Origin of the sequence: Acinetobacter gyllenbergii CIP 110306 = MTCC 11365, from assembly GCF_000413855.1 — a bacterium.
Lineage (GTDB): Bacteria > Pseudomonadota > Gammaproteobacteria > Pseudomonadales > Moraxellaceae > Acinetobacter > Acinetobacter gyllenbergii.
Genome location: NZ_ATGG01000006.1, coordinates 91,029 through 117,244, shown reverse-complemented (window position 1 = coordinate 117,244; position 26,216 = coordinate 91,029). Strand labels below are relative to the sequence as shown.

The 26,216-nt window shown below is 39.4% G+C and carries 29 protein-coding genes and 1 pseudogene; 11 read left to right on the top strand and 19 right to left on the bottom strand.

Translation table 11 applies throughout. From position 1 onward, the window contains the following. Positions 1-96: 96 nt before the first annotated feature. From F957_RS18265 to yccS, 4 genes are all read left to right on the top strand, one after another. The gene (locus F957_RS18265) at positions 97-741 is read left to right on the top strand and encodes a ParA family protein (protein ID WP_004657565.1); all 645 of its coding nucleotides are present in this window, start codon (positions 97-99) and stop codon (positions 739-741) included. 123 nt (positions 742-864) lie between these two features. After that, the gene (locus F957_RS18270) at positions 865-1,959 is read left to right on the top strand and encodes an AI-2E family transporter (RefSeq protein WP_005201278.1); all 1,095 of its coding nucleotides are present in this window, start codon (positions 865-867) and stop codon (positions 1,957-1,959) included. A 108-nt stretch (positions 1,960-2,067) separates the two neighbouring features. After that, entirely contained in the window at positions 2,068-2,649 is a 582-nt protein-coding gene (gene sodC, locus F957_RS18275) for a superoxide dismutase family protein (RefSeq protein WP_016542779.1), read from the top strand. A gap of 241 nt (positions 2,650-2,890) precedes the next feature. Continuing rightward, positions 2,891-5,041, top strand: a complete 2,151-nt coding sequence (gene yccS, locus F957_RS18280; RefSeq protein ID WP_032861129.1) for a YccS family putative transporter — start codon at positions 2,891-2,893, stop codon at positions 5,039-5,041. Between the two features lie 20 nt (positions 5,042-5,061). On the opposite strand, the gene craA is transcribed toward yccS, so the two are convergent. Continuing rightward, the gene (gene craA, locus F957_RS18285) at positions 5,062-6,297 is read right to left on the bottom strand and encodes a chloramphenicol efflux MFS transporter CraA (RefSeq protein ID WP_378319715.1); all 1,236 of its coding nucleotides are present in this window, start codon (positions 6,295-6,297) and stop codon (positions 5,062-5,064) included. Positions 6,298-6,655: 358 nt separating this feature from the next. After that, entirely contained in the window at positions 6,656-7,027 is a 372-nt protein-coding gene (locus F957_RS18290) for a hypothetical protein (protein ID WP_016542775.1), read from the bottom strand. Between the two features lie 180 nt (positions 7,028-7,207). Here F957_RS18290 and F957_RS18295 point away from each other — a divergent pair, with 180 nt between their 5' ends. Next, positions 7,208-8,083: a DUF4349 domain-containing protein gene (locus F957_RS18295; protein ID WP_016542774.1), complete on the top strand. Its 876-nt coding sequence runs from the start codon at positions 7,208-7,210 to the stop codon at positions 8,081-8,083. A gap of 128 nt (positions 8,084-8,211) precedes the next feature. On the opposite strand, the gene F957_RS18300 is transcribed toward F957_RS18295, so the two are convergent. Continuing rightward, a complete protein-coding gene (locus F957_RS18300; protein WP_016542773.1) occupies positions 8,212-9,039 on the bottom strand; it encodes a chymotrypsin family serine protease in 828 nt (275 codons plus the stop codon). A 690-nt stretch (positions 9,040-9,729) separates the two neighbouring features. Between F957_RS18300 and F957_RS18305 the strand changes: the two genes are divergently transcribed. Then, positions 9,730-10,320, top strand: a complete 591-nt coding sequence (locus F957_RS18305; protein ID WP_016542772.1) for an NAD(P)H-dependent oxidoreductase — start codon at positions 9,730-9,732, stop codon at positions 10,318-10,320. Between the two features lie 13 nt (positions 10,321-10,333). Further along, a complete protein-coding gene (locus tag F957_RS18310; RefSeq protein ID WP_016542771.1) occupies positions 10,334-10,648 on the top strand; it encodes a putative quinol monooxygenase in 315 nt (104 codons plus the stop codon). Positions 10,649-10,723: 75 nt separating this feature from the next. Here F957_RS18310 and F957_RS18315 read toward each other — a convergent pair whose 3' ends face one another. Further along, a complete protein-coding gene (locus F957_RS18315) occupies positions 10,724-11,488 on the bottom strand; it encodes a nucleotidyltransferase domain-containing protein (RefSeq protein ID WP_032861143.1) in 765 nt (254 codons plus the stop codon). A 136-nt stretch (positions 11,489-11,624) separates the two neighbouring features. On the opposite strand from F957_RS18315, the gene F957_RS18320 reads away from it, so the two are divergent. Next, entirely contained in the window at positions 11,625-12,413 is a 789-nt protein-coding gene (locus F957_RS18320; RefSeq protein ID WP_016542769.1) for a hypothetical protein, read from the top strand. Between the two features lie 93 nt (positions 12,414-12,506). On the opposite strand, the gene F957_RS18325 is transcribed toward F957_RS18320, so the two are convergent. From F957_RS18325 to F957_RS18360, 9 genes and pseudogenes are all read right to left on the bottom strand, one after another. Further along, positions 12,507-13,151: a hypothetical protein gene (locus F957_RS18325; protein ID WP_016542768.1), complete on the bottom strand. Its 645-nt coding sequence runs from the start codon at positions 13,149-13,151 to the stop codon at positions 12,507-12,509. A 300-nt stretch (positions 13,152-13,451) separates the two neighbouring features. Continuing rightward, positions 13,452-13,919 carry a hypothetical protein gene (locus F957_RS18330; protein WP_016660125.1) on the bottom strand — a complete coding sequence of 156 codons (468 nt, stop codon included), beginning with the start codon at positions 13,917-13,919 and terminating at the stop codon, positions 13,452-13,454. Positions 13,920-13,970: 51 nt separating this feature from the next. Beyond that, complete coding sequence (locus F957_RS18335; RefSeq protein ID WP_016660124.1) at positions 13,971-14,459, bottom strand: hypothetical protein; 489 nt, start codon at positions 14,457-14,459, stop codon at positions 13,971-13,973. Further along, a pseudogene (locus F957_RS18340) lies at positions 14,456-14,751 on the bottom strand (hypothetical protein); the annotation flags it as partial. The pseudogene F957_RS18340 and the gene F957_RS18335, both read right to left, overlap by 4 nt. Then, positions 14,750-15,253, bottom strand: a complete 504-nt coding sequence (locus F957_RS18345) for a hypothetical protein (protein WP_016660122.1) — start codon at positions 15,251-15,253, stop codon at positions 14,750-14,752. The gene F957_RS18345 and the pseudogene F957_RS18340, both read right to left, overlap by 2 nt. 21 nt (positions 15,254-15,274) lie before the next feature. Then, positions 15,275-15,970, bottom strand: a complete 696-nt coding sequence (locus F957_RS21575) for a hypothetical protein (RefSeq protein ID WP_016542764.1) — start codon at positions 15,968-15,970, stop codon at positions 15,275-15,277. 9 nt (positions 15,971-15,979) lie between these two features. Beyond that, positions 15,980-16,537, bottom strand: a complete 558-nt coding sequence (locus F957_RS18350; protein WP_016542763.1) for a PAAR domain-containing protein — start codon at positions 16,535-16,537, stop codon at positions 15,980-15,982. An 18-nt stretch (positions 16,538-16,555) separates the two neighbouring features. Beyond that, on the bottom strand, positions 16,556-16,978 hold the full coding sequence (locus F957_RS18355) for a PAAR domain-containing protein (protein WP_016542762.1): 423 nt from the start codon (positions 16,976-16,978) through the stop codon (positions 16,556-16,558). A 251-nt stretch (positions 16,979-17,229) separates the two neighbouring features. Further along, the gene (locus F957_RS18360) at positions 17,230-18,639 is read right to left on the bottom strand and encodes an FAD-binding oxidoreductase (protein WP_016542761.1); all 1,410 of its coding nucleotides are present in this window, start codon (positions 18,637-18,639) and stop codon (positions 17,230-17,232) included. 347 nt (positions 18,640-18,986) lie between these two features. Here F957_RS18360 and serA point away from each other — a divergent pair, with 347 nt between their 5' ends. From serA to F957_RS18375, 3 genes are all read left to right on the top strand, one after another. Then, on the top strand, positions 18,987-20,219 hold the full coding sequence (gene serA / locus F957_RS18365; protein WP_005185444.1) for a phosphoglycerate dehydrogenase: 1,233 nt from the start codon (positions 18,987-18,989) through the stop codon (positions 20,217-20,219). A 104-nt stretch (positions 20,220-20,323) separates the two neighbouring features. Beyond that, positions 20,324-21,205 (top strand): EamA family transporter, encoded by an 882-nt coding sequence (locus F957_RS18370; protein ID WP_016542760.1) that lies wholly within the window; start codon positions 20,324-20,326, stop codon positions 21,203-21,205. Positions 21,206-21,258: 53 nt separating this feature from the next. Beyond that, complete coding sequence (locus tag F957_RS18375; protein WP_016542759.1) at positions 21,259-22,116, top strand: EamA family transporter; 858 nt, start codon at positions 21,259-21,261, stop codon at positions 22,114-22,116. Positions 22,117-22,130: 14 nt separating this feature from the next. Here F957_RS18375 and F957_RS18380 read toward each other — a convergent pair whose 3' ends face one another. From F957_RS18380 to rpsP, 6 genes are all read right to left on the bottom strand, one after another. Beyond that, positions 22,131-22,898, bottom strand: a complete 768-nt coding sequence (locus F957_RS18380) for a sulfite exporter TauE/SafE family protein (RefSeq protein ID WP_016542758.1) — start codon at positions 22,896-22,898, stop codon at positions 22,131-22,133. An 11-nt stretch (positions 22,899-22,909) separates the two neighbouring features. After that, positions 22,910-23,803 carry a tRNA pseudouridine(55) synthase TruB gene (gene truB, locus F957_RS18385; protein ID WP_016542757.1) on the bottom strand — a complete coding sequence of 298 codons (894 nt, stop codon included), beginning with the start codon at positions 23,801-23,803 and terminating at the stop codon, positions 22,910-22,912. Positions 23,804-23,940: 137 nt separating this feature from the next. After that, a complete protein-coding gene (rplS, locus tag F957_RS18390) occupies positions 23,941-24,312 on the bottom strand; it encodes a 50S ribosomal protein L19 (RefSeq protein ID WP_004657502.1) in 372 nt (123 codons plus the stop codon). A 192-nt stretch (positions 24,313-24,504) separates the two neighbouring features. After that, a complete protein-coding gene (trmD, locus tag F957_RS18395) occupies positions 24,505-25,245 on the bottom strand; it encodes a tRNA (guanosine(37)-N1)-methyltransferase TrmD (protein ID WP_016542756.1) in 741 nt (246 codons plus the stop codon). A 45-nt stretch (positions 25,246-25,290) separates the two neighbouring features. Further along, a complete protein-coding gene (gene rimM / locus F957_RS18400) occupies positions 25,291-25,839 on the bottom strand; it encodes a ribosome maturation factor RimM (protein ID WP_005275908.1) in 549 nt (182 codons plus the stop codon). A 16-nt stretch (positions 25,840-25,855) separates the two neighbouring features. Further along, positions 25,856-26,113, bottom strand: coding sequence for a 30S ribosomal protein S16 (rpsP, locus tag F957_RS18405; protein WP_004657497.1), 258 nt, complete (start codon positions 26,111-26,113; stop codon positions 25,856-25,858). Positions 26,114-26,216 lie beyond the last annotated feature (103 nt).

Genomic DNA, 26,216 nt, shown 5'->3' with positions numbered 1-26,216 from the left:
CTGCAACATGAAACTTTTGTCATGTGTAACACACTTGACCGAAAAAGATGCTAAGGTATAAACGAATACGAGAGCCTAGTTAATAAATCTAATTTCATGAAAACCATATTAATCGCAAATCAAAAAGGTGGCTGTGGCAAGACCATGACAGCTATTACACTCGCTGCCGCATTATCGCAAAAAGGATATAAGGTTGCGCTAGCAGATGCTGACAACCAAAAATCGTCTTTGCAATGGCTCAAGCAACGCCCTGAAACGGTCACAGGTATTCAGAGCCTAGATTGGCGACATGAAAAGTCCATTGGCGAAGCACCCAAGAATTTAGATTATTTGATTATTGATGCCCCTGGTGCACTCTCAGGCGAACATGCCGAGCAATTGGTCAGCGAAGCACATGCCATTGTAACGCCATTACAACCATCATTCTTTGATATCGACAGTACTCGCCGCTTCTTAAAACATTTACAAGACATTAAGCGTATTCGTAAAGGCAAGGTACAAATCTTGTTGATCGCCAATCGTGTCAAACCGAACAGTGCCAGTTCCAAAGATATTCAAGACTTCTTTAGCAAGATTGAGCAAGACCCTGTGGCATGGATTTCAGAGCGTAGTGCCTATGGTACATTGGCAATGCAAGGGCTGAGTGTGTTTGATAAGACCCAGAAAAACTTTGTCAGCATCCAAAGCCAATGGCAGCCTGTTTTAAACCAGTTGGTCGATGATCCCAGCGAGTGGTTCTAAGACTTTGCAAAGAAACGTAATCTTTTGATATCAAATCTTAAAATGGGGAAATGAAAATTTCCCTCGCCTACTTTTTCAGTTAAGATGGTTTTATTCAATTTCTAGCACTTGAGAAATACTATCGTGCAACAATACGCTCCCATATTACAACGCGTTTTGCTGTTTGGACTATTTTTTGTCCTGCTCTTTTTGGGATTCAGTATTCTCAAATACTTTATTGTCCCTGTCCTTTGGGCCGCAATTATTGCCTATATGACTTGGCCCTTATATCTATGGGTACAGCGTCGTTTCTTTGGTGAAAACCGACCGACACTGAATGCCACACTGATGATTAGCTTGGTGATTATCGTGATTGGTGTGCCGTTTATCTGTGCAATCTTTATGTTGCAACTTGAAGGTCGTAATTTATATTTTAATTTACAACGACAACTGTTTTCAGGTCATGTTCAAGTTCCTGAATTTATCAAAAATCTACCGATTATTGGCAAAGACATCAGTCGTACCGTTAATGAACTGAGTAGTGATCCAAACAGTATCACCAAGAATATTGCTGAATGGATTCAAAGCCATCTCAGCTATGGTCGTTTTGTCCTGAGTGAAATTAGCCGTAACTTGGTCAAACTGACTTTTGCACTGATGACCTTGTTCTTCTTCTACCGTGATGGACAAATGATCTTGGCACAAGTCAGCCGTGCCTTAGAAATGGTGATTGGCCCACGTGTCCATCATTACTTGGATACCATTTCGGAAACGACTCGTGCTGTCGTATACGGCGTTGGTTTAACTGCAGTTGCACAAGCTCTATTGGCCGGCCTTAGCTATTTTGTCGCAGGCGTTCCAAATCCAATGCTGTTGACTATGGTCACCTTTATCTTGGCGCTGATTCCTTTTGGAACACCTGTTTCATATCTTGGAGTAGGCCTGTGGTTATTTGCTCAGGGGCAAACCATGGAAGCCATTGGGGTTGTGGTTTGGGGTGTGGTGATTGTGAGTAGCTCAGACAATGTGATTCGTCCATTGGTGATTTCAGGCGCAACCCAGATTCCATTTATCTTGATCATGTTCGGGGTATTAGGCGGTATTGCCAGCTTTGGTCTGGTCGGCCTATTCATTGGCCCAGTGATTTTAGCCATCCTGTTAGCGATTTGGCGTGAATGGCTGCATGAAAATGTTGACGAACCTGTTGCAGCGTTGGAAGCACCACCCGAAACTAAATAGGTATATTTCGTTTAATTTTTTGTCATGAATTGATTAATGTGGCTTGCGAGATATCCCTGACTTTGTTTGAATCATCAAATAAAGATAATTTATAAGGATATCTTCGCAATGACGTCAATGCTTCAAAAAATTTCTCTACTGAGCTGTCTGAGTTTAAGTATCGCAGCCTGCTCTTCGGTTTCTCTCGACAAAAATGCGGCTAAGATTCAAACCAAAGCCAGCAAAAGCGATCAAAAGCAATTGATCCAAGTCTATCAAGTCGATGCCAATGGCGTTGGTGCTTCCATCGGAACGGTTGCTTTTCAACAAACACCAAAGGGTTTATTAATCACCCCTGCACTTTGGAAACTTTCTCCTGGCGAACATGGTTTCCACATCCATGAAAACCCATCCTGTGAAGCGGCGCTTAAAGATGGAAAAATGGGCGCCGCCTTGGCAGCAGGCAGCCACTTAAACCCTGAAAAGGTTGCACATCATGGTACGCCAGAAACTGGACATTTGGGTGACCTTCCTGTGTTGGTTGTAAATGAAAAAGGTTTTGCAACCACACCTGTGATTGCACCACGTTTAAAACTGGCTGATATCCAGAACCGTGCCATTATGATTCATGTCGGTGGAGACAATTATTCGGATACACCAAAACCATTAGGCGGTGGTGGTGACCGTATTGCCTGCGGTGTGATTAAGTAATTTCAATACTGTGGGTATCTTCCGAGTTATCCACAGTTACACTACTTTTAGCCATTTTTATTTCTTATCCAATCTTACAAGAACAAAATACAACTGAGCATGAATTTTGCATCTTATCTATTATTTGAAAGATCAAGCAAATATTGATGTTCAAAAATAGTGCCGCTTGTTGGCTGACAATGCTTTCCTTTGGGACATTTATTTGTATGATGAAACCAGAACATATTCAAGAATAAGAATCGTGAAAAATTTATCTATCCTGTTCAATCGCTTTCGCTCCAACTCGATTCTGCTTTATTGCCTACAAATCATGATTGTGCTTTGCGGTACAACACTCGGTTTACATTATTTCGGATTTGGACAGCTGATTGTGCCTGCCACCTTAGGGGCAATTGCGACCGCACTGACCGATTTTGATGATCGTCTCAGCATTCGTTTACGCAATCTGATCTATGTCTGCGCGCTGTTCTTTACGGTCAGTACTATTTTAGAGTTTCTCGCCCCCTATAAATTTTGGTTCATTGTTTATCTCAGCCTCTCCAGTGCAGCGCTGGTCATAATGGGGGCACTTGGGCAACGCTATGCCACCATTTCCTTTGGCACGATTTTACTCTCGATCTATACCATGTTCGGTCTAGGTGAATATCCACACTGGTACCAGCAACCCAGTTATTTTGTATTGGGTGCCTTGTGGTATGGGCTAACTTCAATCTTATTTTTTGTGATTCGCCCAACCCTGCCACTACAAGAAAAGATCTCAGCTATTTTTCAAGAGCTTGCTGAATTACTGCAAGCCAAATCACGTTTATTCGACCCAGATAATATTGATAATGTCGAAACACTCCTGTTCGAACTTTCTCAAAAAAACAGCCAAGTGGTCACTAGTCTGAATCAAGCCAAAAACTCCTTACTGACGCGCTTAAAAGCGTCTCGGGTGAACAACACCAGTATTTATTGGCTGAACTTATATTATTTTGCTCAAGATATGCATGAACAAGTCACCTCCAGCTATCTGCATTATGAAAAAATTCATCAAAATTTTAGCCGCAGTGATTTGATTTTTCGTATTCAAAAGAATATGCAGCTACAAGCCTTGGCCTGTCATGATTTAAGCCAAGCAATCTTGCAGCATCAGAGCTATCAGCCGCGTGAATCTGCCAGTAAAGCTTTAGGCAATTTAGAATTATCCATGCGTGACTGGGTGCAACAACACCCCAACAATCTCGAAGTTAAAAATCTGGAACTGATCTTCAATAATTTAAAAAGTGTGCATGAGCAGTTTACCCAACTGCAACTCAATCAGAATATTGAACAACGCGCTCCACAACAACATCATGACCATCTCAATTTGCTTGATGATGATATTCAGGGTGCGCAGGATCTACTTTTAAAAATCAAACAGCAACTCAGTCCGCAATCGGCACTATTCCGTCATGCCGTCCGCTTGGCTGTGATCTTTGCGGTTGGCTATGCTATTTCCTTATTACCATTTGCGCAAAATGGCTATTGGATTTTACTCACCAGTTTATTTGTCTGCCAGATTACCTATTTTGCCACCAAAAGCCGTCTCAAACTCAGAACCATTGGCACTTTACTCGGAGTGTTATTAGGTATCCCCATTCTTTATTTTGTCCCCAGTATTGAGGGGCAACTACTCCTCACTGTGATTTGTGGGGTATTATTTTTCTATTTAAGACAAAAAAAATATGCACTCGCCACGGTGATGGCCACCTTGATGGTGTTATTGATTTTTAATTTAAAAGGGGCAGGTTTTAGTATTATCCTGCCACGCATGATTGACACTTTTATTGGCTGCGCGATTGCATGGCTCGCCGTTAATTTTATTTGGCCAGACTGGAATTTCCGCAATATCTCCAGCAACATCAAGAAAAATAATCAAACTACCTTCGATTATTTTCATGTGGTGGTACAGCAATATCATCAAGGGCGTGAACTCGATCTGGAATACCGAACCACTCGACGTGCAGCACATAATGCCCAGATTGAGCTGTCTAATATGATCTCAAGTCTGAGTACCGAACCTCAGCCCAACCAAGAACTCATTCAACATGCGTTTCGCTATTTGGTCTATAGCCATAGCCAACTCAGTTATGTCTCGGCCTTGGGACATCAACGGGAAAAAATCGAAGATCTGAAACTGCTCCAACTGCTGGATAAAATTGAGGAGCTACTTAAGCAAAGCTTGATTGAACAAGTGCCCGTTCCACAACATCAGGTAGAGCACTTGCTTAAAGAAATTGAAGCATTGAATCTGCAAGAACAGATCTCTGAAAAGCATCCCTTGTTGTTAAAACAAATGAGTCTGCTGCTAGAAACGTTGACCGAATTAGTATCGTTAAAAAATAAACTGCTCAGCTTAGAAATTAAGTGAGCAGTCAATGGAAGCCAAAATTAATTCAGCCCATCTTGCTGACGTACCAGCATATGCTGTTTCAAAGCTTGGCGTGGGGAGCTAAACCAGAATACGATCAAAACCAGACTGGCTAAAGCAAAGGCCCAGATATGGACATGGGTATACAGTACTCGAACCAATTCAATCACGACAAAATAACTGACCATCATCAACATCGATACGGCTGCTGCGACTGTTCCTTTGGACACTTCAGATGACATCAAGGCAAAGCGATACATCACCGAGAAGCTAATCCCCTCACCCAAGCTCACTAAAGTCATGCCAATCAAGAGACAAGGCACCAGATAAGTCTGCCAAATCACACCCAACACCAAGAAGACCGTACCCAATAACATAATTGGCAAACCAAACAGAATGGTTTGACCGAGAGGGAAACGATCAATGATCTTGATCAGAATGATATTACCGGCAATCAAGCCAAAAAACACAGGGAACTGTGCCAAGCCATATTGCACACTGCTCAATTTCAGCTCATCCACCAAAATAATCGGTGATAAGGCAATCCATAACATCAACGGCATCCCCACCATCGGTAAGGCGATGCTTAAGCCCAAGAAACGACGGTTGCTCAATACTTTTTTGAAGTCATCAAAGATATAGCTAAAAGGCTGCTTCGGTTGTTTACGGCTTTCTTGGGTCGCGGGCATAAATTTCTTTAAACCAAACCAACTGATAAAAGACACCGCAGCAATGGCAACAAAGCCCCAATGCCATGACACATAATCAATCAGAAATGCACCTAATACAGGGCCCAGTAAAGGTGCCAATAAGGAGATATTCGCCATCAGTGCCATGACTTTGATCGCGTCGCGCTCTTCAAAGGTTTCTTGAATCGCAGCATAACCCACCGCAGAAATGACGCTCAGCCCCATACCCTGCAAGAAACGCAGTGTCAGGAACTGTTCAATATTATGGGTCAGTAATATCAGCAAACAGCACAGCGTAAAAAATGCCACACCAGCCAAGAGCACTTTTTTACGCCCGAGACGGTCTGAAAGCGGCCCCAACAGCCAGGCAACACTGGCACCGCCCAATAAATAGAATGACATTGACGAGGGTGCCCACGTTGCACTGACCGCAAATTGTTCTGTAATCGACAACATCGCAGGCTGAATCAAGTCATTACCGATATAAACTGAAAATTCGAATAGCACTAAAGCTAAAGGAAACATGAGCGTTATACGGTTTAACGTCATGTTCTGATTATTCGTCATCATGTTTTATTCACAAAAATAACCAACTCGTGTTCGTCCCATTTTTCAAAACGAAAAAGGGATCATTACCACAAGGTTTTATGGCTTAGATTTAAATTAAATTTTGATTCCATGCTGTGAACCAGCATGTGATAAATGTGAAAACACCGTATTCACTGGGTGTATATAAGAAAAACAATTTATTACGTGAGGTTGGTAAATATTTTACCGTTTGGCTAAATTGCCACGCGCAACTGTAGCACTTTTTCAAAATGACCGCAATTTAAACAATCCATCACAGCAATTCAGCAATGTGCATAACCGAAAAGTTATCCACAATTTTGCTGAACTTTTATTCACTGTTTAATAATGCACAAAATTATGGGCATAACTCAAATTGGAAAGTTTCGGTATTCTCTCCTCTAGCACATTGATAACTTTGCTTCTTATTGACGACTTTCCAAGTATTCTGGTCGCGTTTTAATTGATACTCAGTACGCACCGCAATCACAGAATCATCCAACTGTGCTTGCTCCACTGTCACTTGTGCATCGGTTGGATTTTCCGCACGATTGAACTGCTGATCGATTTTTAAATTACTGTCTTCATGAAACAGATTGGGTTGATCCGATAAAATCACATGCATCACTGTACTCTTTTGCACTTCTGCTTGCTGTTGCGAGGGTGCAATCGGCTGATTACATGCAGTGAGGAATAAAGCAGATCCCAAGATTATCGCAATTTTATGCATTTTGTACCTATCCAATCCATTTAGCTCATTTATGCTACTATGCAAAACTGAATGGCCACGCAACAAAATGTATGTGGCGTGCATTAAATTTGTTGTCATCATTCAAGATGATGATCATAACAAATGATTAAAAAAACACAGTTTATAACATCAAAATCACCTTAGTTTGGACATGCCGATATGTCAGATTTAGCAAAGAAATTAACGATTATTTTAATCCTTGGGAGCACCGCCTTAGGTTGCTCGAAAAAACAGGAAGACCCTGCCAGTGAAGCTGCAATGGCAACTGAAACTGCCGCTGCAGACAGTCAAGCAGTGCAAGACAATGCAGTCCAAAATCCAGAGCAATTAGTCAGCAATCAACAAAGTGCTTTGGAACAGAATCGTCAATTGGTCAAAAGCGCACAATTGCAATTTGAAGTGAAGGATGTACTAAAAACCACATCAGCACTAGAGCAGCAGTTATTGCAATACAATGGTTATATCGAAGAGAAGCAGATTAATTATCAAGTCAGTGACCGCTCTGAACGTGATCGTATTGATGGCAGTGTCGACATCTATGAAAAGATTACCCCCACAGTGCAACTCACGGTTCGTATTCCCAATGCACAAGTCACCAGCTTCTTAAATAATTTATTACCCCTCATGCTGAACTTTAATACTCAAAGCTATGAAGCGAAGCGTTATGAATTAAAATTGCTCGAAGAAAAACTCAATACCGCCAATCAAAGTAACAGCGGATCCAATGCGGTGAACAATCAGCTACAGCAACTGACCAATTTAGAAGTCAAAGACCGTTTGGCTTATAGCACCATTCGACTGGAATTCTTCCAGCAATCACAAGTGCGTAAATCCCATGATCTGAATATCAATCGTATTGCCACCTTAGACAGTGATCCGCTATTCAGTCGAATTTGGGAAGCGATTAAAGTGGGCTTATATGGCTTTAGAGAAACCATCATTTGGCTTGTGATGCTGTGGCCGCTGTATTTGGCAATTGCCATTTTATGGGGAGCTCGCCGTTGGTACAAGGCTAAAAAATCTAAAATCGAATAGTTCAATTATTGACTTTTGATCAAGAGTATTTTGCTCATCAATAGATTTTTCTAATATAGCCTTATAACTCATTGAAGTCTGTCATATTATCTGTCGTGAGATTTTTTTTATGACACGATTCCAATGAGTTATCTATTATTGTTATGTGCAGAGGACTGTGGCGTTAAAGTATGTGATGCTCCATCAACACCTGTATAAGATGCTGTGGTATTATTTTGGCCACAATGGCCAGCCGTTGCCACACCAGTAGTTGAACCTGATGTTTGTTTGACTACAAACCCAGTTGTACAGCCTTCTCCTGTAGCACTATTAATTATTGTACCGCTTCCTCGTACAGCTTCTCTTGACAAAGGGGCTCCAATATACATAAGCCGAATAGGTATATTTAATAGACTTTTTACTTGATTTAATTTTGTTAGATCATCGTTGCTTTTCAAAATTGTAAGAACAATTTCTCCTGTTTTCTCATCTACATAACTGCCTTGGAGATTTGGATAAATTTGCTTTATTTCATTTATATGATTATCTAATAAGTCATTGAGTTGTTGGTTTGTATATTGAGCGTTTTCTTCAAATTCAACTTTTAACTCAAGTGGAATATTTGACTGTTTTAGTTTAGAAAATTGTGGTTGAGGAATCGTAAGTGCTTTATTTCTCTCTTTAGAGTTGCCAACTAATTTTACCACTATTTTAGAGTATGGTTCGTGCTCGATATAAATTCCAGCCAACCTATCTTTATATTTTGCGCGCAACTCTTCTACTATTTTGGCTGAATAGTCTTCTGTTAAAAACCTTCTATAAGCTTTTTCTGGATCTATTTTAGTAAGCTGCGCATATTTAGCAGAATCTGATTTTAATGCGTATTCAAACTCTGAAGTTTTAGTTTTATCAGCCGCTATAGTACTAACTGAAGTAAAGGCTGTTAAAATACTTAAAATATAATACAAACTTTTCATCAACTTAATTCCTGATATTTAGATTTTAATTTTTTAAACAATTAATTTTAAGAACCTCTCTGACATATTAAAGAATAGAAAAACGTAATCACCTCGAATCAGGGCTAAGATATTTATTTAAGACAATGAAATAATTGTAATTTTTATGACTATTTAAATCCAATTTTAGTTCTATCAGATCTAATCATAAATTTTTTCATAAACAAGATAGCGAATCGCTCACAAGTTGTGATGATCTTATCTCCTTAAGTAGGATTCAGGTTAATTAAGATCAATTTACTCTATGCCAAATTTTTAAATATTTAAATATTATTTTTCCTTTTTTATGGTAACTTTTTAATTTTTAAAAATTAATATTTTTGAATAATTAATTTATGGCCTAATATATCAATATAATTAGATATATTTGTTAATTATAATAATCTGAGCCTATCAAAGCTATTTTACAAGATTACTTCTTTGGAGCCACTTATGTGAATAAAATTTAAATTCAAACATAAGGTACGACAGATTTAATGATTGCGATTTTATGGGGCATTCGTCGTTGGTATAAAGCTAAAAAATCTAAAATCGAATAGTCCAATTATTGACTTTTGATCAATAGTCTTTTGCTCATTTATGCATTTTTACTCATGAATAGATTTTCTAAAATGCGTTCCAGTTTTTAGAGATTTATTTTTGAGTAATCGTATGAGCAATATTTTAATTATTAATGGTGCCAAACAATTTGCACATTCGAATGGTGAGTTGAACGACACCCTGACCGAGTTTTCTCAAGCACATCTAAGCACCTTAGGTCATCAGGTACAAGTGACTCGTACCGACAGTGACTATGATATTCAAGCCGAAATTGCCAAATATCTATGGGCAGATGTGGTGATTTACCAAATGCCAGGTTGGTGGATGGGCGCACCATGGACCATGAAAAAATACATCGATGATATCTTCACGATTGGCCATGGTTCACTGTATGCCAGCGATGGCCGTAGCCGTTCAGATGCATCGAAAAAGTATGGTTCAGGTGGCCTAATCCAAGGTAAAAAATATATGTTGTCTTTAACTTGGAATGCACCAATCGAAGCCTTTACCGATCCAGACCAGTTCTTCCACGGTGTTGGCGTGGATGGCGTTTATTTACCTTTCCATAAAGCTAATCAATTCTTGGGTATGGACTCATTACCGACCTTTATCGTCAATGATGTGATCAAGGCGCCGAATGTGCCAAGTTACCTTGAAGCGTATAAAACCCATTTAGATCAGTTGTTTGCCATAAGCCATTAAGTGAGAAAATAATATGCTAACCATTATTGCTGAAATTTATACACATGCAGGTGTGGAACATCGCCAAGCCGTTTTAGATGCTTTTGAAAAAATCATTCCAACGGTACTGGCAGAAGATGGTTGTCATGGTTATGAGCCATTGATTGATCATCTTCCTGCCATTGAGATGCAGGCAACGAATGAGAATACGATTGTCATGTTAGAGAAATGGCAGAGTACCGCTCATTTAGCAGCGCATATGCAAACTGCCCATATGCAACAGCATTTTGAAGCAACCAAAGACCATGTTGTCGATGTAAAAATTCGTATTCTAAACAGCGGGATTTAACAAATAGAACCATTAACCGAAGTTCGACATATTGAATATTTAAGTCGAACTTCGGTAATGGGTAAATGAATCATTTTATTGATAATAATGCTGTTTTAAATGACGGCTATAATCCGTTAAATAAGCTTCCAAACTAGCACGTCGATCTGCCTTCTGCATCGACTTTTCCGCCAACTGCTCGATCTTATGTTCCAATAAATTAAGAATCGCGGCTTGTTCTGCTTCAGGCAGTTGTACCTTTTCTTTCTGCTGCTTTTTAATTTCCAGATAATCTTCCGCCCAATGCCGTAATGGATCATTTGCATCGACTTGCGCAAACAGATCGGTAATCAGTAATTCAGGCATCTGCTCTTGAGTGGCTAACTCAGCCGACATCAAGCCACGAATCGAATAAAACACTTTTTTATAGGTAAAGTTATCTGCGCTTTGCATCACTTTCATGCCACCTTTTGCCAGTGATAAATAGTGGTGATACAACGCGCTATAGTCGATTCGCTCTAGTAATCCATCACGAAAACCCTGCCACTCAGGAAAGGCATTAAAATACACAATATGTGCTCTGACCCACTCCAAAACAGTGGGGTTACTTTTTGCCAATAACCCAAACATTTTATCCAAGTCATAAGAAACAAAATCAAAATCGCCATCCATGATCTCGATCAAGTCACGATGCTTTTTATAATCATAATACTGGTCTTTACTCGGTAGATGAAAACCGCGTACATCGTAGTCACTGTCAGGACTGGCCATGCCCCATAAACGGCTGCCACTTTCGATATAAAATAATGGGATATCTTGGCGTTGTTGAAACAGTTTTTCAATTTCGTAATGGATATTCATTGCAATGGCTTCATTATTTAAAAATTTATACTTGTGAGAGACAATACTCTTTTTGACTGTACTCATTAATTTGATTTTAAAAAGATCACCAACTGATAAAATCAAGCTCTATTCAATATAACAAATAGGATCATGCATGCAACTGACTTATGCGGGACAGGTTTTCTTGGTGGTGGTTGCGATCTTATGTGTCTGGTCTTTTGTCCTAACAAAGTTTTGGCTGAAACGTTTAGCTAAAAATCGTGACAGCAGTAAGTTTGAATTTGCTTATTTATTTGTTGTGGTGTTTAGCATCAGTTCTTTATTTTTTCCTTTTACTTATTGGGTGTCGCAAGCGGTATATGGCTTGGCAACCAAACCTAGCTATGATGCAACCATCGTGAGCTATACCTCAGAATGGGTCGATACCGAACGTACAGATTCCAACGGGCGTAAATATAAGACCAAAACTTTAATGCATACCGCACAAGTACAATTCAAAGATAATCAAAACAGAACATTGGTCTTGGACAATTCAGTCCGTTCAGGCGATGTGCCCGTGGTCGGAGATCATATTCAGGTCGTTTATGAGGCAGGTGATCATTCTGCTCAGGAAAAGAGTTGGCGCACGGGTCTACTGTTTGCCGCTACCCTATTTATGCTGTTTATTATGGGCTATATCTTGGTCATGATTATTGCCTATGCTTTGAATCGAAATATGACGCCTTACAAAGCCTTTGCTAAGGTCTTAATTTTTAGAATTACCCTTCCACTCGGCACAATGGCGATGTTTGGGATGCTGTCTTATTCGGTTTTTGCTTATTTCTTTTTGGGAGATCCACAGGGTCTACCTGTCTGGGCAGTTGCAATTTGTGGCTTCTTTGCACTCTGCCTTTTACCACTGATTTACCATATTTTGGCAGGTTGGAAAGCATATAAAAAATAAAAAACGAATATCATCCAAATAAAGGAATGGAAAACGAAAATAAACACTCCCAACCTAAACATAGGTGGGTTATGAGCTGTAGAATATAAATGGCTAATTTAAAACAATCTTTTTACTTCTTATATTATAGATAAAAGTAGTAGTAAATTTATTGGAGTCGATACCTACTCCTATATCACTATTATTCTTAATAAAAAAACTAGATATATCTGAATAAGCAACCCTTTTTTTATTCTCAATTAGGCTTTGCAGTGTCATATCAGCACAGTAATCAGGTAGAGATTTTTTTACGGATAGACAAGGTGAAATAAAACTATTTATACTCTTTAGTACATCATACTTAGAAATTTTTTTATCTTTAAGATATTCTGAAAGACTTAGCTCCTTTTTATTAGAGAGACTCAGTGTGTAATATTTATTAAAGTATCTTTCTGTTGAGTTGCTGATATTATAATCAATTGAAAAACTTAATATTTTCTCATTCTGAAATAGTTTTTCAAAACTAATTTCTGTAGGGTACTGCTCATCTTCTCTATCAAAATTGATTGCAATAAATTTAGAAATAGAATTATTAATCTCTTTAAATTGTTTTCCTTTTATTGATGGATATGAACCACTTAATTGAAGATTATGGCTTGGCATAATATGGTTGCTAATTAACTCATTATTTGTTTTTGTATGCCCTATGGTTATGTATGAAAAAAACATAAATATTAAACTGAATACTTTAAACTTCATGCTGCTTTCCAAAAAATAGTATGGCCTGCTGTTACTTTGGCAGTTAGTGATTTGCTTACGTTACTACCCGTGTTGTATTCATAGTTTTACAAATATCAATAGGAGTCTCTCTGATAGTTTCTCGGACACAGCAGAACGTACTAGGAACTTCTAAATATTGGAAAATTCGTCCAAATGAAAGAATTCGTCCAAATGAAAGATAGCCAATTAGAAATAGAGTAACCCCAACCTAAACAAGATTGAGACATGAGTTTTGGGATGTAGCCCCAAAGTTAAGAAAAATTGGGGGAAATAGAGAATTTACTTTAAAGTTGAGCAAGGAACATCAAATATTCTTTTATCTTGATGGGATAATAAACTTTCCCATTTTTGTTGTTTTTTACTAAGCCAACCATAGAATTCTGTATAAACATCCCCTTTTAAGTTCAATGCATCTTTATATTTATCTGAAAGTAAGAATTTCCCCATTACACATAGGGAATTAATTTGGGTGATCTCAATATCTTTTTCGAAGTCATCATTTTCACCAGAATCATTTAAAAGCCTTTTAAAAAACATTGCTTTGGATATTGAGGAATCATAAATACTTTTTGTTAAGTCAGATGGTTGTTGTTGTAATGCTTTCGCATAAACAACACTATCAAAACCAATTAAAATAGGAGGTAATGGTATTTGCAATGCAAGTTGTTCTTTTGGAGGTGTTTTATTACTACAACCACTAGAAAGTAATAAAAGACATATGAGTATAATTTTTTTAGCAGCTAACATATTACTTGAACCTGTATCAGTATCTGAGGGTGTAAATAAGTGATTTAAAAATCACTCGCAAACCTCTACAAAATTCTTAGCAGTCCTATCTTTACTATCACGCAGTTTGATAATTTTTTGTCTTTCATTATAAAGATTATGAACATCATTTAAGGTTTCATCTTTAAGGTCTTTTTTGTATTTCCCTTCAATATTGTTTACATAGTTTTCCATGAATACTGTCATCCAACACACAGTGTTAAGATCTCCATAGTCATAACCATTTTTCTCCAAACCATCAATCCAATCAGGGTACTGTTCGTTTAAAAGACTTCGAGCTGTTCCTAACTTAACATATGCATTGTTAAACAAGGAGTTTTTCAATGCTGGCTCAGTGTTTACGTTTTTATTGGCTTCAATAAGCAATCTATAATTGTCTGTTGCATAATTTTTTAAATCTACTTTCACATAATTATCAATATCTTCTTTATCTGTCGATGCCTTACATGAAGTTAAAAAGATACAGGAAAGTACCAATATTGGTAGTAAAGTAATTTTCATAGTGAGAAGCGGTTTTTAGGTGGTGTGTATAGGTAACTCTGAATATATTGAGATACTGTTGCTCTATCATATGGGCGACCAAAGACATTTTGATACATGTATTCGTTGATTCCATATGGTCCATTGTTAGTAAAGGTAGCCAAAGCATTGGCTGCCAATACTGGTTTACTGGCATTGGATAGTGCTATATCTATAACTTTACCAAAACTCTTTTTAGCAATTGCCATACGAGCAGTAAAACTATTTTTTGCTAGCTCTGAAATAAACTTTTCCCTTCATTGGTTGCATGTTTACTTTAATGTTAAACATTTTAATTGATCTAAATAATCCTTACTTCCGCTGAGTTTTTCAAGATAAATAGACTGCAATGATAAAGCTTTATTCATATCTTCTTGGAGACTTTGTGGAAATTTTTTCATATCGGTTGTATTAGAATATTTTTTAAAAAACTTATTAAAAATACAAAGCCCATCGATTCCTCCAATATCAATATCCTTATTGTTTTTAACTTCGTTTTCAAAATTTTCATTATTCATCTCATAACTGCCAAACAAAGAGTCAGTTTTATTTACAGCATAAATGAGTAGTTCATTATTAATCACTGATTTTTTATCAGCATTTTCATAAGCTGAAATATATAATTTTCTAGATTTATTAATATCATCACTAATAGCTATTGATCTTGCTTTTAGAATTTCACCAATAAGCTTTTCACTGTCTTCTTTGTTTGTATTATTTGCATGGCTACATCCGAAAAGAGCAAAAATTAAAAAAGATATGCATAAACGTTTCATTAATTATTCCAGTTGTTGAACTTAAAAGTTTTCATATTCTTCAGATTTTGGAACTTGATAACCATATTCTGTTCGGCACAGTTCATAGGCTTGTCTATTCCATTTTTTATTAAAAACCATTTGATAGAGCCGATGCCCAATCATAAATGTTCCTCTGTTATCTCTATTTGCTGCAGCTAAAGCTGTATATCTAGCTTTATCAAAAATACCATATCCTGCTGGGGTTAGCTTTATAATATCTTCTAGATTCTTATAGTGTGCTGTGACTCGGATATCAAAACTATCTTTTAAAAGTTCTGTCGCAGCAATAAGTGCTTTATCTCTAGAAATTTTATATAGATACGTAGAAAAACGTAAATACATCAATGTGTGAAAGTATTCTGTGTAAATTAATCCAGGATTACTTTTTTCTATTTCCTTTAGATCAAACTCTAGACCAAAACGTAAAGCCATATCATACTCGAAAGGCTGTCTATTCTTGATATGATTCCAAAGATGCTGCGGAATACAAAAAGTATAAGGCACTATTTTTCTTACCTTTATTAAATTTTCCCAACCACTACATACAGTCAAATATCCATCATCTGCTCTACATAAATTGGTATCTTCTTTTAGGTTTATTCGACTTGATGGTTCGGAATTTATAGGTGTCTTATCATAGTTTGAATGAAAAATTAATCGACCTTCATTGCTACTAACTCGATTACTACTTCCCATATATATCCCTTATAGCTCGTCTAATGGTTTTGATAGATCTACAGTGATTAACTGAACTGATTCTGGAGAGTATTCACTTTCATAAAGAGCCGTCATTCCCTGTTTATTTGTATATCCTTTTACGAGCAAACTACCAGTATCTTTACTATAGATCTCATATAGCATTTCAGAGATTCCTTCCTCTGTTTCCTCATCTACAATTTTAAACTGAATCTTATGGATTTCTTTAGATGGGGTTCCTACAAGAAAATCTTGCAAAGGTGTTAGAGGTGACGATGATATTGAAGAACAGTTAGTCCCCTGACTTTCCCCCACAACATGAGATTGTTTCGGTAAAATTTTAGCACCACAAGTAAGCTGATCACCGACATAAGCAACAGCTTTTCCATCAAGAATAATATGATCATGACTTTTAATAATCTTTGACCAACATTTACATTTAGGGCAAAAATGGCCATCCCCTGCTACCAAAAATAAGTTACCCATTTGAGAGGTTCTCATTTGGGTTGCAGGAATGATACCACCATGATTTGTCATCGAGTTATGAATTGCAAAGCCTACAGCCATGATTGTCTCCTAAGAAATTTAGTCATGACTGAGAAAACCTTGAGGGATTTCTTGATCAGCATACAAACGATACTCAAATACTGATTGTAGGCTTTCAATGATTTCATCACCATTTTCTAAACGGCTACCAACAAGTGCAATGTCATATCCTTCAATTGACCCTGCTTCGCCAGCACCCGAAATAATTTTAGAAGTTGTTCCATCCTTATAAATGGCTTCATCACCAACAACAGCAATAAGATGCCCTTGTACTTTAATTTTTTGGTTCATCGTCGCTCTAATTAATCCACCATTTTTTGTTTTAGAGCCATGTGTCGCAGCAAAGAACTTTTTATGCTTCTGTTTATTCATAAACTCTTGTTCAGCAGCAATACGTTCATGAATTTCCTCTATAGATAAATTGGATACTTCATCTTCAGAAAAATGTTTTTTAGGATTCACTTATATACCCTCATTCTTATTTAATTGAATAATGAATACTAAATACATTATTTCTTTTTATTTATTCAATAAAAATCATATATAACACTTATAATTGGCATTTAATGTCAACAAATAATGAAAATGAAGTTTATATATTTACATTTTGTATTATAAGAAGAAACGCACAACATTAATTTTTTATTTACGGAAAATAAAAAAGCGTATCTTTCGATACGCTTTTAACAGAACTTCTTTTATCTCATCAAGCATTAAAGATCAAATAATTTGCCTGGGTTCATAATCCCATTCGGGTCAAACGCCAATTTCAATGCTTTCATATATTCAATTTCTTCAGGCGAACGTGAATATTCCAAATATGGCTTCTTAGTCATACCGACACCATGCTCGGCAGAGATCGAACCATCATATTTTTTCACGGTCTCAAACACGTATTTATTTACCACCTGACACTTGGCAAAAAACTCATCTTTGGTCAGATTTTCAGGTTTGAGAATATTTAAGTGCAAGTTACCGTCACCAATATGACCAAACCAACAGATTTCAAAGTCAGGATAATTATCTTGAACAATGGCATCAATCTCACGGATAAATGCAGGCACATGGGTAATTAATACTGAAATGTCGTTTTTATATGGAATAAACGGCGCGATTGATTCAGAAATATCTTCGCGTAAACGCCATAAGCTTTCCACTTGATCAAGGCTCTGGCTCATCACACCATCAAGCACCCAACCTTGTTCCATACAATGCTCAAAAATCTGCATTGCCTTGTCGACAATCGGCTCATACGGTGCTTCAAACTCAAGCAATACATAGAATGGGCATTGCGTTTCGAATGGGCGTTGTACATGACCACGATCAAGTACTTTTTGCATCGCAAGCTCACCAAAGAACTCAAATGCAGTTAAGTCGATATCTTTCTGGAACGCATGCAGTACAGGCATTACCGCATCAAAATCAGGCACCCCTAGAACCAAAACTTGTAGGTTCTGTGGCTGACGCTCAAGTTTAATTTCAGCTTCGGTGACGAGACCCAATGTCCCTTCACCACCAATAAACAAATGCTGTAACGAATAACCCGTCGCATTCTTAATCATGCCTTTGTTTAAACGCAGTACGTCACCTTTGCCCGTCACCACCGTCAGACCAAGCACCCAATTACGAGTCATACCATACTTGATCACTTTAATCCCGCCCGCATTGGTGCCGATGTTACCGCCAATCTGACTTGAACCTGCTGAAGCAAAATCTACTGGATAATACATGCCCTGTTGTTCGGCATAATTCTGTAATTGCTCAGTCACCACACCTGCTTGAACACGGACCATACGATCTGCGGGGAAGAACTCAAGAATCTGGTTCATCTTGTCAAAGCTAATTACGATCTCACCATTGGCAGCCACTGCACCCGCTGAAAGGCCAGTACGACCACCCGATGGGGTAATCGCCACATTAAATTGATTGGCAAGTTTGACAATGGCCTGAACTTGTTCAGTGCTTGAAGGGAAAACGATGACTGATGGGTTCGGATCAAAATGTTTAGTATGATCTCGTCCCCAATTTTCCAAACTGTCGGCATCGGTTTTAATTCGGTTTTCACCCACAATTGCCGTTAATTGGGTCAATAACTCAGGTGTTAAAGCGACTGAAGCATTCATCGTTTACAGGCCTAGCAAGAAGTAAAGATAGAGCATTTGAATAACAACATAATATTTTTCAATATCTTAAAATGCAGTATTCAACATATAGAAACTCGGCAGAACAGCGCAAACCTGATGTTTTCAGATTTGACTATCAGATCTCTGCATTTTACATAGAAGCAGGCACGGGATAAAGCTTAGGATAAAGATACTGTAATAACAAAATGTGTATAACCAATAAAATTCAGCTTCAACTGAAAAATTATCAATAATTCTGCTGTGGGAATTTTAAACCAAATATTTATATCTCAAAGCTCTATGCTATAGTACTGCAACTAAATTTTGGCCTTTGTAGCGGAGCCGTAATGAGCCAACATCTATCACTACCTAAAGACAAAATCCGTTTCCTTCTGTTAGAAGGTGTGCATCAAAATGCCATCGATACCTTAAATGCAGCGGGTTATACCAACATCGACTACCACAAAACTGCGCTTGAAGGCGACGCTTTGAAAGAAGCAGTTAAAGACGCGCACTTCATCGGTATTCGTTCCCGTACACAATTGACTGAAGAAATCTTTGCAGCTGCAAACAAACTGATCGCAGTCGGTTGCTTCTGTATTGGTACTAACCAAGTCGATTTAAAAGCGGCGATGTCTCGTGGTATCCCTGTATTCAACGCACCGTATTCAAATACACGTTCGGTTGCAGAATTGGTTCTTGCTGAAACCATTTTGTTGCTTCGTCGTGTACCTGAAAAGTCGAAAGATACCCATGCGGGCGGTTGGAATAAAGCTGCGGTGGGTTCATTTGAAACTCGTGGTAAGACTCTAGGTATCGTCGGTTACGGCTCGATTGGTTCACAACTTTCTGTATTAGCAGAAAGCTTAGGTATGAAAGTCATCTATTTTGATGCTGTGACTAAATTACCATTGGGTAATGCACGTCAAGTGGGCTCTTTAGATGAACTTTTAGAAACGGCAGATGTGGTAACGCTACACGTTCCAGATGTTCCGTCTACGCGTAACTTCTTCAAAAAAGAACAATTCGCGAAAATGAAAAAAGGCTCAATCTTCTTGAACGCAGCACGTGGTACCTGTGTGGTCATCGAAGATTTAGCCGATGCGATCAAATCTGGCCACATCGCTGGTGCGGCGGTTGACGTATTCCCGAAAGAACCAAAAGCCAATGGTGAAGAGTTCCTATCTCCACTTCGCGGTTTAGACAACGTGATCTTAACCCCACACGTGGGTGGTTCGACCATGGAAGCGCAAGCAAACATCGGTTTAGAAGTAGCTGAAAAATTCGTTGCTTATTCAGACAAAGGGATGACCCTTTCTGCGGTGAACTTCCCAGAAATCGCATTACCACTTTCTGATGGTCAGCACCGTTTGCTTCACATCCACAAAAACGTTCCGGGTGTGTTATCGAAAATCAACACATTGTTCGCTGAACAAGGCATCAACATCTCTGGTCAGTCGTTAATGACCAAAGGTGATATCGGTTACTTGGTGATGGATGTTGACGCATCTGCATCTCAAGAAGCACTTGATACCTTGAACCACGTTGAAGGCACGATCCGCGTTCGCGTATTGTTCTAAGCAATATTTAGAATAATGTCGAAAAAGCCACAGTTGATGCTGTGGCTTTTTTATGGGCATTTGAATTATTATGTGAATATTATACTGAATGTTAAAAAAATAAGATGCCTAGCCCTGTACTGAAAACACCACTGCATGCTTTATTGCTGTTAATGATTGCCATGTTGTGTGTACAAGGCAGTGGTTCTTTGGCCAAAATTCTGTTTCAAAGCTTTCCTGTATTGACCGTCTCCGCCATGCGCCTATTTTTTGGTGCGATCATATTGGCGCTGATTTTTAAAATCTGGACCATCAACTTCAAAGTGGTACGCTGGAAAGCCATTGTGACCTATGGGGTTGCGCTTGCAGGGATGAATGCGCTGTTCTATTTATCACTAGAACGCTTACCTTTAGGCTTGGCAGTGGCCTTTGAATTTATCGGCCCCTTGAGTGTGGCACTGTATCATGCTCGACAAAAATACGACTTTATTTGGGTCGGCTGTGCCATTTTAGGCTTAATCTTGCTGTTTCCTTTGCAACAGGCACAGCAAGGTCTCGACATGGTCGGTGTATTTTTTGCGGTCAGTGCGGGTGCATGTTGGGCGCTGTATATTATTGCAGGGCAAAAGCCTTCGGGCATTTCTGGCAATCATACCGTTTGCTTAGGCATGTCAATTGGTATGCTCTGCCTACTGCCTTTCGCCCTATTTTCAGGGGCGATTGATCGAGTCTTTGAACTGCCTAATTTATATTATTTTATCGGGCTTGCAATTTTAGCCAGTGCTCTACCATTTACCCTAGAAATGATTGCGCTACGCAGTTTAACCCCACTCAGTTTTGGAACCTTGATGAGCTTGGAACCCGCAGTTGCCGCTCTCTCAGGCTTTATTTTCCTTGGTGAAATGTTGCTTTGGAATCAATGGTTAGCGTTGGGTACCATTATCATTGCCTCAATTGGCTGCACCTTTACCACGCAACAAGCGCGACAGCAAAAAGAGGCCAAATAAAAGATGTTCTCTCAAAATCAGAAAAGCGCCCTCGCTTATCTTGGAGATCTTAGATGAAAAATCTCCAATTGGTTGCTGTGCTGTACATGGTATTGTCCATGCTGTCCTATCAGATCAGTGCATCCTTTGCCAAGCAATTGATTGCCACACTTGATCCTTTGACCGTGACGATTTTAAGGCTCTGTTTTGCCACTATTCTAGTCGCAATCATGTTCCGCTCATGGAAAATCATTGCCAAATTGAAAGAGCTGAAATGGCGCGACTTACTCTGTTATAGCGCAGCCTTGGGTTGTATGAATATTCTGTTCTATACCTCTTTAGGCAAGTTACCTCAAGGCATTGCAGTAGGTTTAGAGTTTATTGGCCCATTGGGTTTGGCCCTGCTCTCGATTAAACAGCGCAGTGATTATATTTGGGTGGCCTTTGCGATTTTAGGCATTGCTTTGATGGTACCGTGGCACGATGCTCAAGCACAGCATTTTTCCTATATCGGTGCGGCATGTGCGCTGGGCGCAGGATTCTTCTGGGCCTTGTATATTTATTATGGACATCGTGTAGTACAGCAAAATATTGGCATGCATGCGCTAACTATTGCCATTGGTTTATCCGCACTGACGCTCCTGCCCTTCGGGCTATGGAATAATGCGCCTGTACTGCTAGACACTCAATATTGGGGCAAAGCACTGGTGATTGCCCTAATGGCAACTGCGATTCCTTATGCTCTGGATTTAATGGCACTCAAACGTCTGACCAAGCTCAGCTATGGCACACTTTCCAGCCTTGCACCGGCATTAGCGGCATTAGCAGGTTTGGTGCTGCTCCATGAGCGCATTAGCTTAATTCAATGGGTGGCTTTGGCCTGTATTATGGTGGCTTCGATTGGCGTTACCTTACGCGGTGGAAAAGCTTAGTGAGATCTAAGCCTCTATCCCGTAATAATTTGATAGCCCAAACGACAGATCAAAATACTCACCAGGATCAAGAATAAAATACGGATAAAGCCACTGCCATATTTTAAAGCCAAACGCACACCCAATAATGAACCCGCAATATTGGCAACTGCCATCATCAAGCCCAATGCAAACAGCACATGACCAGTTGGAATAAAGAAGCTTAATGCCGCCAGATTGGTCATGAAATTGCCAATTTTCGACAAGGCTGAAGCATGTAGAAAATCGACTTGCAAAAAGCGGATAAAAAAGAAAATAAAGAAACTGCCGGTACCTGGACCAAAAATACCATCATAAAAACCAATCGCTAAGCTACCCATTGCAGCCAGTATCAGTAACTTAGGCGTGATTTTCTGATCGACATGCACTTGCCCGAATTGCTTTTTCATAAAGGTATAAATCGCAATCACGATCAGCATGACCAAAACAATTGGTCTTAAAATATGTGTGGGTACTAACGATACACACGCCGCCCCAATAAATGAGCTGATAAAGGCGAATAGTGCAATCACACCGAGCAACGACCATTGTAATTTGACACGGCGTACAAATGAAAAAGCCGCCGACCCTGTGCCACAAATCGAGGCCAATTTATTGGTGCCAAATAAGGTGGCAGGTGCGGTTTGTGGTAATGCCCCCATCAAGGCTGGAATCTGAATCAAACCACCACCACCGACAGCGGCGTCAATGGTTCCCGCACAAAACGCAAAGAACACTAAAGTTAGAATCAGTTCCCATTCCATTGACGATACTCTTATAAATTTAACAAGCGTTTTGGTACTAGACGTTTTTTATCGGTAATTTCAGCCAAACCTAGACAACGTTCCCCATCAAAAACCAACACTTCAGCAGCAGCCTCATGCTCGATATTGCTTTCCTGACCGTTACCAAAATACTTTTCACGGCCTTCAGGCAATTGCACACGAGGAAAATGCTCAACAGGTGCATAGACTGGCAGCAATAATGCATCGCGTTGTTCTTGAGTAAGACTTTCAAGATATTCAATGGTATAGCTTGGATTAATCTCAAAATGGCCTGTTTGAGTACGATGCAATTGGGTTAAATGTCCACCACAACCCAAAGATTCGCCAATATCTTCACCTAATACACGAATATAAGTGCCTTTTGAGCAAGTCACATCCAATGTCAGACTATCTTCAGTGAAGCCAAGCAAGCTTAAGTTATAAATGGTGACTGGACGTGCTTCACGCTCAACTTCAATGCCCTTACGTGCCAATTCATAGAGTGGACGACCTTCGCGTTTTAACGCTGAATACATCGGTGGCACCTGCTGAATATCACCACGGAATTGCTCAAGTATTTGTTCAATTCGTTCTTGCGTCAATGCGGGCACTTCTCGTTGTTGCAGAATTTCACCTTCAACATCACCAGTTGCTGTGGTTTGCCCTAATTTGACCGTAGTTTGATAACGTTTGCTTGAATCCAATAAATAATGTGAAAACTTAGTCGCTTCACCTAAGCAAATCGGTAGTAGACCAGTCGCTAATGGATCGAGCGCTCCAGTATGTCCTGCTTTTTGAGCATTGAACAGACGGCGCACTTTTTGTAATGCAGAATTAGAACTTAAACCCAAAGGTTTATTTAATAGGAAAACACCGCTCAAATGACGATAAGAACTTTTTTTCATAAAAGAAAAATCAAAGCATAAAGACCTATTTTAGCAAAACTAGGTCGAAGATTTAAAAAAGGAATGGCTTTAAAGCACACGCAGACATAAAAAAATGCGCCGAGGGCGCATTTTTCTGCTTTACAACAAAGTTAAAATTAACCTTGTTTACGAGCTGGTAACTTTTCACGAATACGTGCAGCTTTACCAGACAACTCGCGTAGGTAGTAAAGTTTAGCACGACGAACGTCACCACGACGTTTCACTTCGATCTTAGCAACGATTGGAGAGTGAGTTTGGAAAACACGCTCAACACCAACACCGCTAGAGATTTTACGAACTGTGAAAGCAGAGTTTAAACCACGGTTTTTCTTCGCGATTACAACACCTTCAAATGCTTGAAGACGCTCACGGTCACCCTCTTTTACTTTAACTTGAACGATAACTGTATCGCCCGGTGCAAAAGCAGGGATGTCTGATTTTAACTGTGCATTTTCAACAGCTTGAACTAAAGGATGTTTACCACTCATGTGGAATCTCCAATATGTGCGGGAGAGAAGAGGTCTCTGACACCGCTGGGAATAGAGGCTAAAGCGCATATCTCCCGTTTAACTTTCCCCTTAAGACCAACGTCTTAAAGAGCCTATTTTTAACTTAAACATTGTTTAAGCAGAACTCGAAGCAAAGCTTCTCGTTGGGTGCGAAGATCAACTGATATCAGTTTAACCTTTCGAATTTTTTAACCATTTAATTTGCTGCTTACTCAACTCTACTTTTTCCACCAATTCTGGTCGACGCTCTAAAGTTCGTTGATAACGCTGCAAAAAACGCCATTTTTCAATATTGGCATGATGTCCTGATTTAAGTACCTCAGGCACATCCAACCCTTCAAAATGGTCAGGCTTGGTATATTGTGGACAATCCAGCAGACCGTCCACAAAAGAATCTTGGATCGCAGATTGCTCATCAGACATGACATTGGGCAATCGACGAATAATACTGTCAAGCAACACCATCGCTGGCAGTTCACCACCCGATAAGACGTAATCTCCAATTGACCATTCTTGATCAACATAATGCTGGATTAAACGTTCATCGACGCCTTCATAACGCCCACACAATACAATCAAACCATCATAATCAACGAATTGCTGTACTGCCTGTTCATTCAAAGTCTTGCCTTGTGGTGACATATACACCACCGGGGCCTGAACACAGCCTGCTTGTGTTGCAAGTTGTTTGGCATGGTTAATTGCTTTTGCCAATGGCTCGGCCATCATCACCATACCCGGGCCACCACCGAAAGGACGTTCATCCACTCGTTTGTAGTTGCCCTCAGCAAAATCTCGTGGGTTAATGCAAGTCACTTGCACGATGTCACGCTTTGCTGCACGCCCGCTAATCCCGTGCGCTGTAATCGCTGTAAACATTTCAGGAAACAATGTGATGACTGCAAAAAACACCGCAGACTCCTCTATTTTCCTGCTGCGCTACACTCCTCGAAAGGATTAGTAGTCTACGCCCCAATTGACGTAAATACGACCAGCTTCAAGATCAACGCGTTGTACCACATCTTTATGCCAAGGAATCATTCGCTCTTCAGCATCAATACTGTCAGGGGTCGCTTTCACAACCATGACATCATTAGCACCTGTTTCAAACAGCTCGTAGATTTGACCGAGATTGACTTCTTGTTCATCCTCTCCAAGACCTAACACGGTTAAGCCTTTAAGATCAGACCAGTAGTACTCGTCTACATCTGCTTTAGGAAGCTGAGATTTGGCAATCCAGATATTCGCGCCAACTAAGTTTTCTGCACCAGTACGATCATTCACGTCCTTTAGTGCAACAACCAAGCCTTTGCCATGTGGTTTCCAACGTTTTACATCTATAGTTTGCCAACCTGCCTTGGTTTCAATGTACCAAGGAAGGTAGTCAAACATATTACTCATGGGTTCAGTATTTGAATACACCCAGAGCCACCCATTCAATCCATAAGCTGAACGTAACTGTCCAATCTGAATACGATCTTCTGGCACATTCTGTGTCGATGTCATGGGCTACCTACTACACTTAAGCAGTAGTTGCAGCTTTCTTAGCTTGAGCAGCTAAAGAAGCAACGCGATCTGAAGGTTGAGCACCTTGAGCAACCCAGTGAGCAAAACGGTCAGCATCTAAACGAATTTTTTCAGCTTTACCTTGTGCAGTTGGGTTAAAGAAACCAATACGCTCGATGAAACGACCATCACGTGCATTGCGGCTATCAGTTACAATGATTTGATAGAATGGACGTTTTTTTGCACCACCGCGCGCTAAACGAATAACAACCATGAGAACAACCTTATAATTTTTACGGATTATCCCTGCCACCGACCATCGGCAACACTTCAAACCCCTTTCATAGAGGGCGATATTCTACGTTATATTTACCCTG